This is a genomic window from Kribbella sp. NPDC004536, from assembly GCF_042873835.1.
GTDB lineage: Bacteria > Actinomycetota > Actinomycetes > Propionibacteriales > Kribbellaceae > Kribbella.
Window position 1 is genome coordinate 1574215 of record NZ_JBIALY010000002.1, and the last position, 17023, is coordinate 1591237.

Annotated in this window: 15 protein-coding genes; 6 read left to right on the forward strand and 9 right to left on the reverse strand. The window is 69.8% G+C overall.

Annotated elements, in window-relative coordinates; all coding sequences use genetic code 11:
• The first annotated feature begins 73 nt into the window (after positions 1-73).
• The 3 genes from ACFYRU_RS22320 to ACFYRU_RS22330 are packed head-to-tail and all read left to right on the forward strand — an operon-like array spanning position 74 to position 3520.
• Positions 74-1090 carry a hydroxyacid dehydrogenase gene (locus tag ACFYRU_RS22320; protein WP_387661936.1) on the forward strand — a complete coding sequence of 339 codons (1017 nt, stop codon included), beginning with the start codon at positions 74-76 and terminating at the stop codon, positions 1088-1090.
• Positions 1087-2988, forward strand: a complete 1902-nt coding sequence (locus ACFYRU_RS22325) for a DUF2264 domain-containing protein (protein WP_387661938.1) — start codon at positions 1087-1089, stop codon at positions 2986-2988. The genes ACFYRU_RS22320 and ACFYRU_RS22325 overlap by 4 nt, the downstream gene beginning before the upstream one ends.
• A gap of 4 nt (positions 2989-2992) precedes the next feature.
• A complete protein-coding gene (locus ACFYRU_RS22330; protein WP_387661940.1) occupies positions 2993-3520 on the forward strand; it encodes a ferritin in 528 nt (175 codons plus the stop codon).
• Positions 3521-3569: 49 nt separating this feature from the next.
• On the opposite strand, the gene ACFYRU_RS22335 is transcribed toward ACFYRU_RS22330, so the two are convergent.
• On the reverse strand, positions 3570-5450 hold the full coding sequence (locus ACFYRU_RS22335) for a DUF2207 domain-containing protein (RefSeq protein WP_387661942.1): 1881 nt from the start codon (positions 5448-5450) through the stop codon (positions 3570-3572).
• A gap of 120 nt (positions 5451-5570) precedes the next feature.
• On the opposite strand from ACFYRU_RS22335, the gene ACFYRU_RS22340 reads away from it, so the two are divergent.
• On the forward strand, positions 5571-7721 hold the full coding sequence (locus ACFYRU_RS22340) for an elongation factor G-like protein EF-G2 (RefSeq protein ID WP_387661944.1): 2151 nt from the start codon (positions 5571-5573) through the stop codon (positions 7719-7721).
• Here the strand turns inward: ACFYRU_RS22340 and ACFYRU_RS22345 are convergent, their stop codons facing one another.
• The 3 genes from ACFYRU_RS22345 to ACFYRU_RS22355 are packed head-to-tail and all read right to left on the reverse strand — an operon-like array spanning position 7722 to position 10290.
• Positions 7722-8972, reverse strand: a complete 1251-nt coding sequence (locus tag ACFYRU_RS22345) for a tetratricopeptide repeat protein (RefSeq protein ID WP_387661945.1) — start codon at positions 8970-8972, stop codon at positions 7722-7724. It lies immediately after the preceding gene.
• Positions 8969-9844: a tetratricopeptide repeat protein gene (locus tag ACFYRU_RS22350; protein ID WP_387661947.1), complete on the reverse strand. Its 876-nt coding sequence runs from the start codon at positions 9842-9844 to the stop codon at positions 8969-8971. The genes ACFYRU_RS22345 and ACFYRU_RS22350 overlap by 4 nt, the downstream gene beginning before the upstream one ends.
• Complete coding sequence (locus ACFYRU_RS22355) at positions 9841-10290, reverse strand: hypothetical protein (protein WP_387661948.1); 450 nt, start codon at positions 10288-10290, stop codon at positions 9841-9843. The genes ACFYRU_RS22350 and ACFYRU_RS22355 overlap by 4 nt, the downstream gene beginning before the upstream one ends.
• Positions 10291-10347: 57 nt before the next feature.
• Between ACFYRU_RS22355 and ACFYRU_RS22360 the strand changes: the two genes are divergently transcribed.
• Positions 10348-10755: an HIT family protein gene (locus tag ACFYRU_RS22360; protein ID WP_387661950.1), complete on the forward strand. Its 408-nt coding sequence runs from the start codon at positions 10348-10350 to the stop codon at positions 10753-10755.
• Here the strand turns inward: ACFYRU_RS22360 and ACFYRU_RS22365 are convergent.
• Genes ACFYRU_RS22365 through pgsA form a run of 3 tightly spaced genes read right to left on the reverse strand, consistent with a single transcriptional unit; the run spans position 10727 to position 13357 of the window.
• Positions 10727-11845 (reverse strand): glycosyltransferase family 4 protein, encoded by a 1119-nt coding sequence (locus tag ACFYRU_RS22365; protein WP_387661952.1) that lies wholly within the window; start codon positions 11843-11845, stop codon positions 10727-10729. The two genes, ACFYRU_RS22360 and ACFYRU_RS22365, sit on opposite strands and share 29 nt — an antisense overlap.
• A gap of 10 nt (positions 11846-11855) precedes the next feature.
• Positions 11856-12722, reverse strand: coding sequence for a phosphatidylinositol mannoside acyltransferase (locus tag ACFYRU_RS22370; protein WP_387661954.1), 867 nt, complete (start codon positions 12720-12722; stop codon positions 11856-11858).
• The gene (gene pgsA / locus ACFYRU_RS22375; protein ID WP_387661956.1) at positions 12722-13357 is read right to left on the reverse strand and encodes a phosphatidylinositol phosphate synthase; all 636 of its coding nucleotides are present in this window, start codon (positions 13355-13357) and stop codon (positions 12722-12724) included. Before pgsA ends, ACFYRU_RS22370 begins: the two co-directional genes overlap by 1 nt.
• 108 nt (positions 13358-13465) lie before the next feature.
• On the opposite strand from pgsA, the gene ACFYRU_RS22380 reads away from it, so the two are divergent.
• A complete protein-coding gene (locus tag ACFYRU_RS22380) occupies positions 13466-14419 on the forward strand; it encodes a hypothetical protein (RefSeq protein WP_387661958.1) in 954 nt (317 codons plus the stop codon).
• 1 nt (position 14420) lies between these two features.
• Here ACFYRU_RS22380 and ACFYRU_RS22385 read toward each other — a convergent pair whose 3' ends face one another.
• Both ACFYRU_RS22385 and thrS read right to left on the reverse strand, forming a co-directional pair.
• Entirely contained in the window at positions 14421-14990 is a 570-nt protein-coding gene (locus ACFYRU_RS22385) for an HIT family protein (RefSeq protein WP_387661960.1), read from the reverse strand.
• A complete protein-coding gene (thrS, locus tag ACFYRU_RS22390; RefSeq protein ID WP_387661961.1) occupies positions 14987-17008 on the reverse strand; it encodes a threonine--tRNA ligase in 2022 nt (673 codons plus the stop codon). The genes ACFYRU_RS22385 and thrS overlap by 4 nt, the downstream gene beginning before the upstream one ends.
• Positions 17009-17023: the final 15 nt, after the last annotated feature.

Consider the following 17023-nt stretch of genomic DNA (forward strand, 5'->3'; position numbering starts at 1 on the left):
GGGAAGATTCAGGATGTTCCAAGACTCGGCACCGGCGCGACAACTCTGGAAAGCGCTTGCTAGCGTTGCCCTCGTGAGCCCAGAACCAAGTTCCGCCCCGACCGTCATGCTGGCGATGAACGACAGCAGCCGCGAGCGCGTGCTGGTCCCGTCCGTCCGGAAGCGCCTGGAGGCGGTCGCCACCGTCCTGCCGGTCGGTCCCGGTACCAGCTTCCTCTCCGACCCGGCCGTACGCTCGGCGCTCCCGGACGTCGACGTACTGCTCACCGGCTGGGGCTGCCCGCGAATCGGCCCGGAGGTACTGGACGAGGCGCCGAAGCTGCGGGCGATCCTGCACGCGGCCGGCTCGGTGAAGGCGATCGTGGACCCGGCCGCGTTCGACCGGGGTATCCAGGTCTCGTCGGCGGCCACCGCGAACGCACAGCCGGTCGCGGAGTTCACGGTCGCCGCGATCGTGATGGCCGGCAAGCGGGCCTTCCGGCTCGCGGCGCAGTACCGGCTGGAGCGGCGCAAAGCGGACCCGCACGGGATGCCGGGCAACTACGGCGCGACGGTCGGCCTGCTCGGGGCGTCCCGGATCGCGAAGCTGGTCGCCGAACGGCTGCGTACGTTCGACCTCGACGTCCTGATCAGCGACCCGTACCTCACCGCGGCCGAGGCCGCCGCACTGGGCGCGGAACTGGTCGACAACGACACGCTGTTCCGCCGCAGTGACATCCTCAGCGTGCACGCTCCGCTGCTGCCGGAGACTGTCGGCCTGGTCGACGCCCGTCTGCTCGGCCTGCTGAAGGACGGCGCGTCGCTGATCAACACCGCCCGCGGCAAGATCATCGACTCCGACGCGCTGCTCCGCGAGTGCACGTCCGGCCGGATCGACGCCGTCCTCGACGTGACCGACCCGGAACCGCTGCCGCCGGACTCGCCGTTGCTCGACCTGCCGAACGTCTTCGTCACCCCGCACGTCGCCGGTGCCGTCGGCAACGAGATCGCCCGGCTCGGCGAACTCGCTGTCAGCGAACTCGAACGCCTGACCGCCGGACAGCCCCTCGAACACGCCATCAGCCGCAGCGAACTCGGGAGACTAGCGTGAGCCGCCTCATCCTGCCGGACACCGACCGCGAACTGTCCCGCCAGACCGGCTGGGTCCGGGCGCACTGGGAGGCGCTCGCCGACCATCTGCTGGACTCGCTCGTCCCGTACTTCTCTCCCGGTATGTCACTGATCGAGCTGCCGGGCCGGCCGAGCCGCTCCGGTACGGCGTCCGACGCGCTGGAAGGGTTCGCCCGGTCGTTCATGCTGGCCGCGTTCCGGATCGCCGGCGTGCAGGGCAAGGGCTGCGAGCACCTGATCGAGCGGTACGCGCGCGGCGTCGCGAACGGCGCCAACCCGGACCACCCGGAGGCGTGGCTCCGGCTCACCCCGCGGTCGCAGCAGATGGTCGAGGCCGCGGCGATCGCGGTGTCGCTGCACGAGACCCGCGAGTGGATCTGGGACCGGCTCGACGACAAGGCGCAGCAGTACGTCGCGGAATGGCTCGGCGGGTTCAACGGATCCAGCACCCACGACAACAACTGGCGGCTGTTCCAGGTCGTCAGCGAGCAGTTCCTCGCCTCGGTCGGCGCGCCGTACCAGCAGGAGGACATCGACGGCGGCCTGGACCGGATCGAGGACTGGTACGTCGGCAACGGCTGGTACTCCGACGGCGACGGGCAGAACTTCGACAACTACATCGGCTGGGCGATGCATCTGTACCCGGGCCTGTGGGCGCGGATGGCCGCCGCGACGCCAGGTGCCCAGTACGAGGACCGCCTGAAGCTGTACAAGGAGCGGATCCGGCTGTTCCTCGAGGACGCCGTCCAGCTGGTCGGGAACGACGGCGCGCCGGTCTACCAGGGACGGTCGCTGACGTACCGGATGGCGGCCGCGGCGCCGTACTGGATGGGCGCGCTGCTCGACTCGACGCCGTTGACGCCGGGTGAGACGCGGCGGTTGTGCTCCGGGATCGCGCGGCATTTCGTCCAGCACGGTGTTCCGGACAACCGCGGTCTGCTGACGCTCGGGTGGTACGACACGTTCCTGCCGACCACGCAGCAGTACTCCGGACCCGGGTCGCCGTACTGGGCTTCGAAGGGGTTCGTCGGGTTGATCCTGCCGCCGGAGCATCCGGTGTGGTCGGATCCGGAGGACTCGATTCCGCTGGACGACGCGGATCAGCAGAAGGCGATGCCGGAGCCGGGATGGATCCTGCACGCGAGCCGGCACGATCAGGTGGTGCAACTGGTGAACCACGGGGCCGACCACGCGCCTGTCACCGAGCCTGCCGGGGTGGAACCGGCGGGCGACCCGCACTACAACCGGTTGGCGTACGCGAACCACGCAGGGCCGGATCTCTCCGATCGGGCGCCCGGGATCGACAACCTGATCTCGCTGGTCTCGCCCGAAGGCGTCGCGAGCGGGCGGGGGCGGATCCGGCGGCTGGGTGTCGAGGGGCGTACGGCATCGTCCTGGCACCGGGCGTGGCTCGGATCCGAGGGCCCGTGGAAGATCGAGATCACCTCGCTCGTCCGCAACGGGTGGGAGATCCGCTGCGCGCTGGTCGAGGGGCCGGACGGCGCGGTCGTCCGGAGCGGCGGCTTCGCCGTCGCCGGCGAGTCCTTGCCTGAGGCAACAGCAAGTACGACCGTCGCCTCGGCACGGAACGCGAACGGGCTGGTGTCCGCGGTCGTGGGACTGTACGGGTACGACGCGGCCGGCGTACGTCGGGCGGTCGGCGTGAACCCGTACGGCGCGCATTCGGCGACGCCGTACCTGACCGCACAGCATCACGGCGAACCGCTCGTGCTGGTCAACGCCGTACTGCTGACCCGGGACGCACTCCGGCCGGAAGCGCTTGCCGAAGGCATCCGCGTGCAGGTGGAAGGTACGACGGTCCGGATCGGCCTGCCTGGCGGCGATACCGAGGTGATCGAGCTGGGCAGAGTAGATTGACGGGATGAGCACGTACGAAAAACTCCTGCAGGAACAGATCCGGAACGAATTCACGGCGTCGCAGCAGTACGTGGCAGTCGCTGTCTGGTACGACGACCAGGATCTCCCGCAGCTGGCCGCGCACTTCTACAAGCAGTCGCTGGAAGAGCGCAACCACGCGATGATGATGGTGCAGTACCTGCTGGACAAGGACATCCGGCCGCAGATCCCGTCGGTCGGCGAGGTCGAGTCGGACTTCAAGACCGCGATCGAGCCGCTGGAGCTCGCGCTGGCGCAGGAGATCACCGTCACCAAGCAGATCGAGACGCTGGCCCGGACGGCGCGTGACGAGAGCGACTACATCGGTGAGCAGTTCATGCAGTGGTTCCTCAAGGAGCAGGTCGAGGAGGTCGCCGCGATGAAGACACTGGTCAACGTCGCGCAGCGGGCCGGTGACAACCTGTTCCACCTCGAGGACTTCCTGGCCCGCGAGGTGGTCGGCACCGCCGGCGCCGACCCCACCGCCCCGGCCACGGCCGGCGGCGCGGTCTGACTTCAGCCGCACCCTGCGCCCGCGGCTCGGCCGCGGGCACTGCGGACCGTTACCAGCTACCCCCTCCGCCGCCTCCGCCGCCGCCACCGGAGAACCCGCCGCTGAAGCCGGAGGAGCTACCACCGCCGCCCGAGCTGGACGGGGTGGGCGGCGGGTCGAAGCTGTGCGCGAGCGTCGACCCGACGGCTCCCGCGGTCCAGCCGGAGGTGTAGTACGACGGGCCTGAGTACCAGTACGGGTCCGGCGGGATGCGGCCCGCGGCGACCAGCTGTTCGCAGACCTTCTGCCAGCGGTCGGCGAGCCCGAACGCGATCGCCCAGGGCAGGTACTTCGAGAAGATGTCCTCGCCCTCCTCGAAGCGGAGCTGGTCCGCCTCGGCGGTGGCCAGGTACTTCCGGAAGCCGACCAGCTGGTCGGCGACCGCCCGGCCCGCCGGATTCCGTTGCCCTCGGCCACGGATCGCGATCCAGATGCCGATGGCAACGACCACGGCGATGACCGGGATCGCGACCACGATCCCACGGCCGGTGCTACCAGTCGCGGAGCTGCTGACGATTCCGAACAGTCCGGCGCCGACGATCCAGATCGCGATCATCGCCGTGCAGGCGCCGCCGAAGCGGTTCCGGAACGCCGAGCCGCCGCCGGCCCGCGGCATCCGCAGGTACCACTCGCGGGCCCTCACCTGCTGGCGGAGCGCCGCGATCATCGCGTCGTGCGCCCGGCGCCTCGTGTGGTCGCCAACCGCGCCGCGCTCCAGGACCACCTCGGAGCCGGGCTGCAGGGTCGGGAACAGCCCTGACATCAGTGCCTGCTCGTGCGGCGCGGTCGCGGCCGCCGGGTTCAGCAGTACGGCCTTCTGAGTCGAACCGTCGTTGTCGATCCGGACGCCGCCGCGGACCGCCATGTCGATCAGGGTCGCGGCCGTCTCGACAGTAGTGGCCTTCGCGTCGATCAGCAGGCCGCCTTCGGCGACCGGGATCCTCGGCGGCGCGAAGTTGACCGGGAGCTGGTCCTCGCTCAGGTTGTCCTTCACCGGCTCGGCGGCGACCCCGTCCGGCGGGAACGTGCCCGGCGGCATCCCGGCGTACCGCTGGTCCTTGTTGCCCAGCTTCGCGTAGAGCGCCGCGGCCACGGTCGCGAGTGCGGTGACGACAGCGGCGGCGATCACCTGCAGCCAGGACAGGCCGGCGCGCTCCATCCAGCTCGGCGGGTCGACCAGGATCGGGGTGTCGTTCCGGACTGCGCCGGCCGTGATACCGGCCACGATCGTGAGCTGGTTCCCCGTCTCCAGCGCGGTCGCACCGAACGTACCCTTGCCGCCGATCACAGCGCTGGACGGGCAGTTCTGGTTCGAGCCGACGGTGCCGATGAAGCACTCGACCTTGGTCACGCCCTGAGGGACGGTCGCCTCGACCCGGACGTTGTCCATGGTCGCGCTCCAGGCGTTGCCGGTCGCGTCCCAGTACAGCTCGCTGTGATCGGCGAAGTGCCGCAGCGCGCCGCGGACGTCGTACTTGATCACGTACGTCGCGTCGGTGCCCGGGACGGTCCTGTCCGCGGACCCGATCTGGAGGCGCTCGACCGAGTAACGACCCTTGTTCGACGTGTTCGTGGTCTGGGTGAACTTCGCCGAGGCGCCTGTGGGCGAGGACACCTCGACGTTCGAGATCTGGTACTCCTGGTCCTTGGAGTCGTCGTCGACGTAGGGCTCACGGGTCACCAGGTCGCGGTAGATCCCGTGCCGGCCGCTGCTCGCGAAGTGGTAGTCGATCGTCTCCTTGACCTGCAGCACGCCATCCGGTGTGACGGTGTAGTCGATCGCGAAGTTCCTGATCTCGTCGCCGGGCTCCGCCGATGCCGGCAGTGCGAATCCGGCCAATGCCAGTACGGCCACCAGCATGGTGACGACTACCCCGAATGCCCTACGCATGCCTCGGACCCTACCGATCGTGAGGGTCCGGGCGAGGGAGGCCCGACACGAATCCGCGCGCTGAAGGCTCTTGTGCGAAATGTCCGATAGGGGAATCGTGGGTGGACCAGGAGGAACGTCATGGCAGACAAGACGAACACTTCCCAAGGCACCGGAGCCGCGCCCGCTGTGGACAGCCCGGCCGCCATCCGCAACGTGGTGCTGGTCGGCCCGTCGGGCGCCGGCAAGACCACCCTCGTCGAGGCCCTGCTGGTGGCCTCCGGAGTCCTGAACAGACCCGGCACCGTCGTCGACGGAACCACGGTGTGCGACTTCGACGACGCCGAGATCCGGCAGCAACGCTCGGTGGGGCTGTCGCTCGCGTCGCTCCCCCACGACGGCGTGAAAGTGAACCTGATCGACACCCCTGGGTACGCGGATTTCGTCGGCGAGCTGCGGGCCGGCCTGCGCGCCGCAGACTGTGCGCTGTTCGTGATCTCGGCGAGCGAGGGCGTCGACGAGCCGACCCGTACGGTCTGGCAGGAGTGCCAGGAGGTCGGGATGCCGCGCGCGGTCGTGATCACCAAGCTCGACCACGCCCGGGCGAACTACCAGAACGCGCTCGCGGCCGCTCAAGCGGCGTTCGGCGACAAGGTGCTGCCGCTCTACCTGCCCGCTGGTGACGGGCTGATCGGGCTGCTCTCCCAGTCGTACTACGAGTACTCCGGCGGCAAGCGCACCGCTGTCGCGGCCGACCCGTCGTACGCGGACCAGATCGAGGAACTGCGCGGCACCCTGATCGAGGGCATCATCGAGGAGTCCGAGGACGAGTCGCTGATGGACCGGTACCTCGGCGGCGAGGAGATCGACCAGAAGGTGCTGATCGAGGACCTCGAACGGGCGGTCGCCCGCGGCTCGTTCTTCCCGGTCGTCCCGGTCTGCAGCGCCTCCGGCGTCGGTACGTACGAACTGCTCGAGGTGATCACCAGCGGCTTCCCGTCGCCGCCGGAGCACACCATCCCGGAAGTCTTCAACCCGCACGGCGTCGCCCGCCAGGGCCTCGCCTGCGACCCGGACGGCCCGCTGCTGGCAGAGGTGGTGAAGACGACGTCGGACCCCTACGTCGGCAGGGTCAGCCTGGTCCGGGTGTTCTCCGGCACCATCAGGCCCGACGCGACGGTTCACGTGTCGGGCCATTTCACGTCCTTCTTCGGTGACCACAACGGTGCGGCTCATGGGGCCGGGCACGCGCACGAGGACCACGACGAGGACGAGCGGATCGGCACGCTGTCGTTCCCGCTCGGCAAGACCCAGCGACCGGCCGGCGAGGTGGTCGCCGGTGACATGTGCGCGATCGGCCGCCTGACCCGGGCGGAGACCGGCGACACGCTGTCGGACAAGGCGGATCCGCTGCTGCTGAAGCCGTGGAACATGCCCGAACCGCTGCTGCCGATCGCGGTCCAGGCGCACGCCAAGACCGACGAGGACAAGCTCGGCGTCGGGCTGCAACGCCTCGCCGCGGAGGATCCGACGCTGCGGATCGAGCAGAACCCGGAGACGCACCAGATCGTGCTGTGGTGCATGGGCGAGGCGCACTCCGACGTCGTACTGGACGCGCTCTCGAACCGGTACGGCGTGACCGTGGACACCGTGGAGCTCCGGGTGCCGTTGCGGGAGACGTTCGGCGGACCGGCCAAGGGGCACGGGCGGCACGTGAAGCAGTCCGGCGGCCACGGGCAGTACGCCGTCTGCGACATCGAGGTCGAGCCGCTGCCCGAGGGCACCGGGTTCGAGTTCGTCGACAAGGTGGTCGGCGGCGCGGTGCCGCGGCAGTTCATCCCGAGCGTGGAGAAGGGCGTCCGGGCGCAGATGGAGAAGGGCGTCGCGGCCGGGTACCCGATGGTCGACATCCGGGTCACCCTGACCGACGGCAAGGCGCACAGCGTCGACTCGTCGGACATGGCGTTCCAGATGGCCGGCGGGCTCGCGCTCCGGGAGGCGGCGGCCGCGTCCCGGGTCGCGATGCTCGAGCCGGTGGATCTGGTGTCGGTGCTGGTGCCGGACGACCTGGTCGGTGCCGTGATGAGCGACCTGTCCGGGCGGCGCGGCCGGCTGCTCGGGACGGACAAGGTCGGCGACAACCGGACGCTGGTGAAGGCCGAAGTACCGCAGGTGGAGATCACCCGCTACACGATCGACCTGCGTTCGCTGTCGCACGGCGCGGCGTCGTTCAGCCGCGAGTTCTCCCGCTACGAGGCGATGCCGGACTCGATCGCTTCCAAGTTGAAGTAGTCAGTTCTTGTTGAGGCGGCGGCGTACGTCGCGGGACTTGAGGTACGCCGCCACGTCGTCGTAGCGCTCGCTCTGGTTGGCGAACTCGACGTACGAACGGACGCGGTGCAGCCAGTCGAGCGTCGACGGCTTCACCGCGGCGAGCGCCTCGGTCAGGTGCGGCATGCCGAGCGGCGGCTCGCCACCGGTGGACAGCGCCTCGTCGATCACCTTGTCCACGCCACGCTCGATCAGCGCGCGCAGGTCGGCGCCGCTGAACATCGCGGTCTGCGCGGCGAGCGCCTTCAGGTCGAGGCCGTCGGCCGGTACGTCCTTCGTGAGCACGCTCAGGATGTCCGCACGGGCCGGCTCGTCCGGCGGCGGTACGAAGATCACCCGGTCGAACCGCCCCGGCCGGAGCATCGCCTCGTCCACGTCCCACGGCGCGTTGGTCGCCGCGAGGACGAGGAGGCCGTCGTTCTCGGAGCCGATCGCATCCAGCTCCTGGAGCAGTACGTCGACCAGCCGGCGCGACTCGGACCCGCCGTGCTTGTGCCGGGCGAACGCCAGCGCGTCCAGCTCGTCGAGGAACAGTACGCACGGACCGTTCGCGCGGGCGCGTTCGAACGCCTCGTGCAGGTTCCGCTCGGAGACGCCGAGGTACGGGTCCATCACGTCCTCGATCCGGACGTTGACGAACGGCAGCCCGCACTCCCCCGCGGTCGCCCGGGCGAGCAGCGTCTTGCCGCACCCGGGCGGCCCGTACAGCATCACACCGCCACCGGCCTTGCGCCCGTACTTCTCGTACAGTTCCGGCCGGCTCTGCGGGAGGATCACCATCCGGTGGATCACCCGTTTGATCTCCTCCATGCCGCCGACCTGGTCGAAGGTGGTCGTCTCCTTCACCAGGTCCTGCTCGTACGGCGCCTCGGTCTCGGGGCCGACCTTGATCCGGACGCCGCTGCGCTCGGCGATCATGCCGTCGACGAGCTGCTGCAGGCGGCCCGTACCTTCGACGACGCCGCGCTGACGGGCCGCCTCGAGCAGGTTCCGGAGCAGCGCGAGCCGTCCGTTCGCCGCGGCCAGCTCCCCCACCGGTACGAACTGGTCGTCGGGCAGGCCGTGGTGGTCGAGGAGTACGACGTACTGGTCGAGCGCCTCCTCGGTCTCGCCGGCCACGTTCAGCGACTCGGCCAGCACCAGCCGCAGCAGCACATCGTCCGGGTTCGCCTCGACGGCCTTTCGCAAGGCCTCGATCCGGTCGTTGCTCATGATCCCCATCTCCGGTTGATCCAGCGGCGGACTAGTGGTGGGACGACCCACGAATAGACGCAGAACGCGAGCCAGACCATCGCGAAGGCGAACGACAGCGGACCGAGGCCGACGGCGCGGAGGCCGTAGATGACCACGACCGCGCCGATCCAGACGACCAGCGGGTTCACCCGCGCGAACGGCCGCAGCGGCATCATCAGCGGGTGGTTGTACAGCTTCGCCTCGCGAGCCGCCGCGCGCAGGTCGGCGTCACCCGGCTCGGCGGCCGCGGCCGAACGCAGTGAGTCGTACCCGGCGCGCGCGTCGCCGGTCAGCATCGACGCCGTACCGTGCAAGGCGCGAGCGCCCGGGTCCTCGGGGTCGTACGACAACGCCTCGGCGCTGTGGCGATGCATGTCACGGTCCTTGCCGAGCGCGAACGCGACCTGCGCCCGGGCCGCGGAGACGGCCACGCTCTCCGGCGCGTGGGAGGCCGCCCGCTCGACCAGTGCGCCCGCCTTCTCGGCCTGTCCGGCGGCGAGGCAGACGCGCGCGTAGCCGATCAGGAGGTCCGGGTCGTTGGGGTCGAGGCTCAGGCCCTGCAGGAACGCGGCCTCTGCCTCGGGCAGCCGGCCCTCGGAGCGCAACGTGGACCCGAGTACGTGCAGCATCGCGGGGAACGGACCGTGCTGCGTCAGGCCGTCCCGCAGTACGTCGATCGCCTCGGCGTTCCGGTCGAGGGAGTGCAGCGCCGCGCCGCGGAACAGGTACGCGCGGTAGTCCAGCGCGGCGTCGCCGGAAAGGCCCTGCAGTTCCTCGAGAACGCGTTCCGGACGGCCGATCCGCAGCCAGTGCGCGGCCATCTGCAGGCGGGACTCGCTCGGGTCGTTCACAGCACCACCGTCACCAGGTAGAGAACCACACCTTCGACGACCGCGCCGCCGATCGTCACCGCGATCCCGATCCCCCACAGGGATCCGTAGTCCGAGCCACGCAACTGGAACGCCCGGTCCATCGGCCGCTGCAGCCGTAGCTGTGCCATGCAACAGAGCACCGCCACGACCCGGATCCCGACCCGGAACCCCGACGTGATGCCGGAGTCGTCGTACAGCAGCAGGAACACGCCGATCACCACGACGAACCCGGCCAGGCCCGTCAGCAGGACCAGCCGGCGCTTGGCGGCGTCGACGCCGAGCCGGCCCGCGTTCAGGTACGCGATCGTGGTCGACGCGAGCACCCCGCCGAAGAACGCGACGTACGTCTGCGACATCAGCCGCCACGGCCGCGCCGACATGTCCACACCGGCGCCGACGGTCGGGCGCAGGAGATCGTCCGGCATCGGGCTCCTCGGTGCTTGGGCGGCGGACTCGGCTCGCGCAGTGTATAGCCTGTCCGGATGAGCGAGAACTGCATCTTCTGCGGGATCGTGGCCGGAACCATCCCGTCCACCCGGGTCGCCGAGACCGACCGGGCGATCGCCTTCATGGACATCGCCCCGGCGACGCCCGGGCACTTGCTGGTCGTCCCGCGCACCCACTCGACCGATCTCCGCGAGGCAGCCCCCGAGGACCTGACCGCCGCGACCTTGCTCGCCCAGTCGCTGGTCGGTCGCGTCATCGAGCGTCTCGACGGCGCCACCGGCGCCAACCTGCTCAGCTGCATCGGCGCCGACGCCTGGCAGTCCGTCTTCCACACCCACCTGCACGTGATCCCGCGCTACCCCGACGACCCGATGGTGCTGCCGTGGAAGCCCGAGTCGGGCGACCTGGACGAGATCAAGGCCGTCCACGCGAAGCTGGTCTAGCCACCAGTTCGTAGACCGACAGCAGCTCCGGCAGCAGCACCGACCAGTCGTACTTCGGCACCGCGGCGAGTCCGGCCGAGCGGAGCCGCTCGCGTTCTTCCGGCCGGCTCAGCAACCGCAGCACCCGCGCAGCCAGCTCACCGGAGTTCCCGGGTTCGAACAACTCCCCGAGCCGGCCGCCTTCCAGCACCTGCCCGAACGCGGGGAGATCGCTCGCGAGCACCGGCGCACCCGCCGCCATCGCCTCCAACAGGACGATCCCGAAGCTCTCACCGCCCAGGTGCGGAGCGACGTACACGTCCGACCCGGCCAGCATGTCCGCGCGGGCCTCGTCGTCGATCGCGCCGAGGAACAGTACGTTCGCGTGGTATCGCGGCGGCAACGACCGGCGTACCTCGTCGGCCTGCCCCGACCCGGCGACCAGGAGCTTCAGGCGGGGGCGCTCGGCGAGCAGCTGTGGTACGGCGTCCAGCAGTACGCCGAGGCCCTTGCGTGGCTCGTCCAGGCGGCCGAGGAAGCTGATCGTGCCGTCCTCACCCATCCACTCGGCGCGCGGGCTGCCCTTGAAGCGGGCGGTGTACAGGCCGTTCGGGATCACGACCGCCTCGCCGCCGACGTGCTGCACCATCATCGAGCGGGCGTTCTCGGACACGGCGATCCGCGCGTCGATCTTCTCCAGCGCGGGGCGGAGCAGGCTCGACGCCACGCTCATCGCCCGCGAGCGCACCTGCCAGGTGTGGAACGTGGCCACGAACGGCCCGGCCGCGGACCAGAGCGCGATGATCGACGCGCTCGGCGTGGTCGGCTCGTGGACGTGGACGACGTCGAAGTCTCCCTCGGCGAGCCAGCTCTTCACCCGCGCCGCCGTCCGCGGGCCGAACGTGACGCGCGCGACCGACCCGTTGTACGGGACGCCGACCGCGCGGCCGGACGAGACCACGTACGGCGGGACGCTGCCGAAATCGTTCACCGGGGCGAGGACCGAGACCTCGTGGCCGACGGCGAGCAGGGCCTCGGCGAGGTCGCGGACGTGGTTCTGTACCCCGCCGGGCGTACCCAGCGAGTACGGGCACACCACGCCGATCCTCACGGGAAGATTCTTACCCGTCCAGAAAAATCCTCTGCAGCATGTGCCAGTCCTGCGGGTGTTCGGCGATGCCTTGGGCGAAGGCGTCTGCGCAGCGTTGGGTCATCTCGGCCGCGCTGTCCGGCTCGATCGTGTCGTGGAACGTGATCACCAGGTCGCGGTCCTCGTAGTGCAAGGTCGCCGGGATCAGTGGCGCACCCGCCTTCAGGCTCAACGCGGCCGGGCCGACGGGCATCCGCGACGGGCGGCCGAAGAACGTCACCGGTACCCCGCGTTCGGACAAGTCCCGATCGGCGACCAGGCAGACGAATCCCCCGGCACGCAGGCGGTCCGCGAGTACTGCGGTGACGTCGTCGTCACCACCGGTGAGCGGCAGCACCTCCATCCCGAGCTTCTTGCGATAGGCGATGAAGCGGTCGAACAGCGACTCCGGCTGCAACCGCTCCGCGACGGTCGACACCGGCATCCCGGTCAGACCGGCCCAGGCACCGGCGTGGTCGTAGTTCGCGAGGTGCGGCAGCGCACAGATCACCCCCTGGCCGGCGGCGTACGCGTCCCGGAGCAGCTTCTCGTTGACGGTCCGCACCCGGCCGACGATCTCCTCCGCGGACCACTCCGGCAGGCGGAACGCCTCCTGCCAGTAGCGCAGGTACGACCGCATCCCGGCGCGGGTCAGCTCGTCCAGCTCGGCCTCGGTCGCGGCCGGACGTACGGCGGCCAGATTGCCGCGCAGGCGCCGTACACCCCGGCCGTTGCGACGGTACGTACGGTCGGCGGCGCGCGTGAACAGCCACGTCACGGTCCGTTCGGGCAGCCGCCGTACGAGCGTCCAGGCGAGCGCGAACGCCAGGTCGACGGCGCGCTGCCGGGCGCCTTCCATCAGGAGTCGAGGTCGTTCTTCGCCGGGTCGGACAGGACCTGCTTACGGACCGAGAGCGAACGCTGGATCACGGTGATCGTGCTGGCCGCGGCGACGTACCAGATCACCAGCTCGAGCAGGATCGGCAGGTTGAACACGTCGGAGAAGAACGCCAGGATCAGCGTGAACACCAACCGGTCGGCGCGCTCGGCGAGCCCGCCGCTGGCCTTCAGGCCGAGGCTCTCCGCCTTGGCCCGGGCGTACGACGTGACGGCGCCCATCACCAGCGCCCACAGCGTGACCGCGGCCATCAGCGTCGAGTCGCCGGCCCGCGAGTTCGCGTAGTACATCACCAGGCCGCCGTAGATCGCGCCGTCGGCGATCCGGTCCAGCGTCGAGTCCAGGAACGAACCCCACTTCGACGACGTCCCCGAGGTCCGGGCCATGTAGCCGTCGATCAGGTCCGAGAACACGAAACAGGTGATCACCACGACGCCGAGCCACAGGTGACCGCTCGGGAAGAAGATCAGCGCTCCGGCGGACACCCCGATGGTGCCGACCAGCGTGACCATGTCGGCGCTCACGCCGAGCTTGAGCAGGAGGGTGGCGATCGGCGTGATCACCTTGGTCCAGAACTGCCGGAATCTGTTAAGCATGGCGACGCGATCGTAGTTCACCCGGATCTCCATCCGGTGACAAGGCACGGGTTTCGGCCTGCGGTGGGCCGTTCGGCGCGCGATCCTGGGGTTGAGGAGGTGACCGGGATGCGTCTTGCGGCCGGCCTCGTACTGGTGCTCGCGGTCAGCGGCTGCACCAGTGGCTGCACCGTCGCCCAACGCGCCGACGGCCTCCGCCCCTCCACCCCTGTGCCGACCGCAGTCGTCCCGACCGTGATCGCACCCCCGCAGGCCGAAGGCCTCGACGGTACGGCCGGAGCGCCCGGACCGCAGGTCTGTACGGCGATCACCCGCACGCTCACGGCCCGGTTCCGTGGACCCGTGACGGCGAAGCCGTACGCGTGGAACGACGGCGGGCTCCCGGCGATGGACCTCTGCACACTGCTGCTCGGGGACCTGCCGGTCACCATCGGCGTGAGTGCGCTGCCGGTCCAGCCCGACACGCTCAGCCGGCTGGTCGAGAATCCCGGCAGCGTCGAACCGCTCCCGGAGTTCGGGCCGGATGCGACGATCAGCGAGTCGCGGATCGTCTTCCGGGTGGCCGACCGCGCGGTCCGGATCATGCCGGCCGGTGGCATCGACCGCGATCCCGCCGACGGGATCGAACGGGCCCGGGCCGTCGCGATCGCGGTCGCGGTGCGGGCCGCCGTACCGAAGAGCCTGCGGCCGGCGCGCCAGTCGGACGAGACCTGTCAGCTGTCGACGTCGGCGGCGGAGCGGTTCGTCCAGCTGCAGGTCCAGCTGCGCCGGGACTACCGCGTGCATGGCGCGCTGACCTGTATCTGGGGGACGTTCGACGCCACGGTCTCCGTCGTGGAGGCGTTCAACCAGACGACCATTCCGGAGGCGGACCGGGTGCCGGCGCCGGCGTTCGCGCCGCTCGGCCAGCCCGGCTACTACCTTCCCGACGCGGGCGAGCTCGTCTTCCGTCAGGGCAAGCGAGTGGTCCGCGTGACCGCGCTGACGAATCCGCCGCGGGAGGTCACGCTGGACGCGCTGACGACCATCGTCGACCCGCTGCTGCCGCTGTTCATCAACTGAACTACGGCCAGTTCTTCGCGAGCAGCGCGCGGGTGTCCGGCAGGAGTTGCGGGAGGACCTTCGTGTTCGCGATCACCGGCATGAAGTTCACGTCGCCGGACCACCGCGGGACCACGTGCTGGTGCAGGTGGGCGGCGATGCCCGCGCCGGCGATCTCGCCCTGGTTCATCCCGATGTTGAACCCGTGCGCCGCGGACACCGTACGGATCGCCTGCATCGCCTGCCGGGTCAGGTCCGCGACGTCGCGGACCTCCGCGTCGGTCAGCTCGGTGTAGTCGGCCACATGCCGGTACGGCACGATCATCAGATGGCCCGGGTTGTACGGGTACAGGTTGAGCACGGCGTACGCCGACTCGCCGCGGTGCACGATCAGCGCATCGGCGTCCGGGAGGCTCGGCAGCCGGCAGAACGGGCAGCCGGAGCCGGCCTCCGAGCTCGTGGGCTTGTTCTCGCCCTCGATGTAGGCCATCCGGTGCGGCGTCCACAGCCGCAGGAACGCATCCGGCACCCCGACACCGTCCTGCCGCACCAACTCCTCCGGTGTGTAGGGCGAGTCGGGGTGATCGGTCATACCTGGACGCGCTTCGTGACGGACTCGACGATCTCCGCGACCGCGTCGGCGATCGGTACGCCGTTCTTCTGCGTGCCGTCGCGGTACCGGAAGGACACCGAGCCGGCCGCCATGTCGTCGTCGCCGGCGATCAGCATGTACGGCGTCTTGGCCTTCTGGGCGTTCCGGATCTTCTTCTGCATCCGGTCGTCGGACGCGTCGATCTCGACCCGGATGCCCTGTGCCTTCAGCTGCTTCGCGACCTCGAACAGGTAGTCGACGTGCCCGTCGGTGATCGGGATGCCGATGACCTGGACCGGGGCCAGCCACGGAGGGAAGGCGCCGGCGTAGTGCTCGGTCAGGACGGCCACGAACCGCTCGATCGAGCCGAACAGCGCGCGGTGGATCATCACCGGCCGCTGCCGGGACCCGTCCGGCGCCGTGTACTCCAGCTCGAACCGCTCCGGCAGGTTGAAGTCCAGCTGGATCGTCGACATCTGCCAGGTCCGGCCGATCGCGTCCCGGGCCTGCACCGAGATCTTCGGGCCGTAGAACGCCGCGCCGCCCGGGTCCGGGACCAGCTCGAGACCGGAGCCCTCGGCAACTTCGCGGAGCGTCTCGGTGGCCTCCTCCCAGACCTCGTCGGAGCCGACGAACTTGTCCGGGTTCTTGGTGGAGAGCTCCAGGTAGAAATCGTCGAGGCCGTAGTCGGCGAGCAGCCCGAGCACGAAGGTCAGCAGGTTCCGCAGCTCGTCGCGCATCTGCTCACGGGTGCAGTAGATGTGCGCGTCGTCCTGGGTGAAGCCACGGGCCCGGGTCATGCCGTGCACGACGCCGGACTTCTCCAGCCGGTACACCGTGCCGAACTCGAACAGCCGCAGCGGCAGCTCCCGGTACGACCGGCCGCGGGCCGCGAAGATCAGGTTGTGCATCGGGCAGTTCATCGGCTTCAGGTAGTAGTCCTGGCCCTGCTTGCGGATCTGCCCGTCCGCGCCACGCTCCTCGTCCAGGTGCATGGGCGGGTACATGCCGTCGGCGTACCAGTCCAGGTGGCCCGAGGTCTCGAACAGCTGGCCCTTGGTGATGTGCGGCGAGTACACGAACTCGTACCCGTCCTCGACGTGGCGCTGGCGGGAGTAGTCCTCCATCACCTTGCGCAGCACGCCGCCCTTCGGGTGGAACACCGCGAGCCCGGAGCCGATCTCGTCGGGGAAGCTGAACAGGTCGAGCTCCGTACCCAGCTTGCGGTGGTCGCGCTTGGCGGCCTCCTCCAGGCGGGTCAGGTACGCCTTCAGCTCGTCCCGGGACTCCCAGGCTGTGCCGTAGATCCGCTGCAGCTGCGGGTTCTTCTCGCTGCCCCGCCAGTACGCGGCAGCCGTACGCATCAGCTTGAAGTTGCCCAGGTAGCCCGTGGCCGGGACGTGCGGGCCGCGGCACAGGTCCTTCCAGGCGACGCTGTCGTCACGCCGTACGTTGTCGTAGATCGTCAGCTCGCCACCGCCGACCTCGACGGACGCGCCCTCGGCGGCGTCCGCGGCCGACCCCTTGATGCCGATCAGCTCGAGCTTGTACGGCTCGGCGGCGAGCTCGGCCCGCGCGTCGTCGTCGCTGACCACCCGGCGGCTGAACCGCTGCCGCTCCTTGATGATCTGCTGCATCTTCTTCTCGAGCTTGGTCAGGTCGTCCGGCGTGAACGGCGTCTCGACGTCGAAGTCGTAGTAGAACCCGTTCTCGACCGGCGGGCCGATGCCGAGCTTCGCATCCGGGAACAGGTCCTGCACGGCCTGGGCGAGGACGTGCGCGGTCGAGTGCCGGATGATCGCGCGGCCGTCCTCGGACGCGGCCTTGACCGGCTCGATCTGGTCACCGTCCTGGACGACCCGGGACAGGTCGCGCAGTTCACCGTTGACGCGGGCGGCGATGGCGGAGCGGTCCTGGCCGAAGATCCCGGCGAACAGCTCCCCGATCGTCGTCGTCTCGGTGACGCTGCGCTCGGCCTCGCCTTCGACGCCGATCAGGTGGATCTTGACTTCGGGCACGTTCGCTCCTTCGTT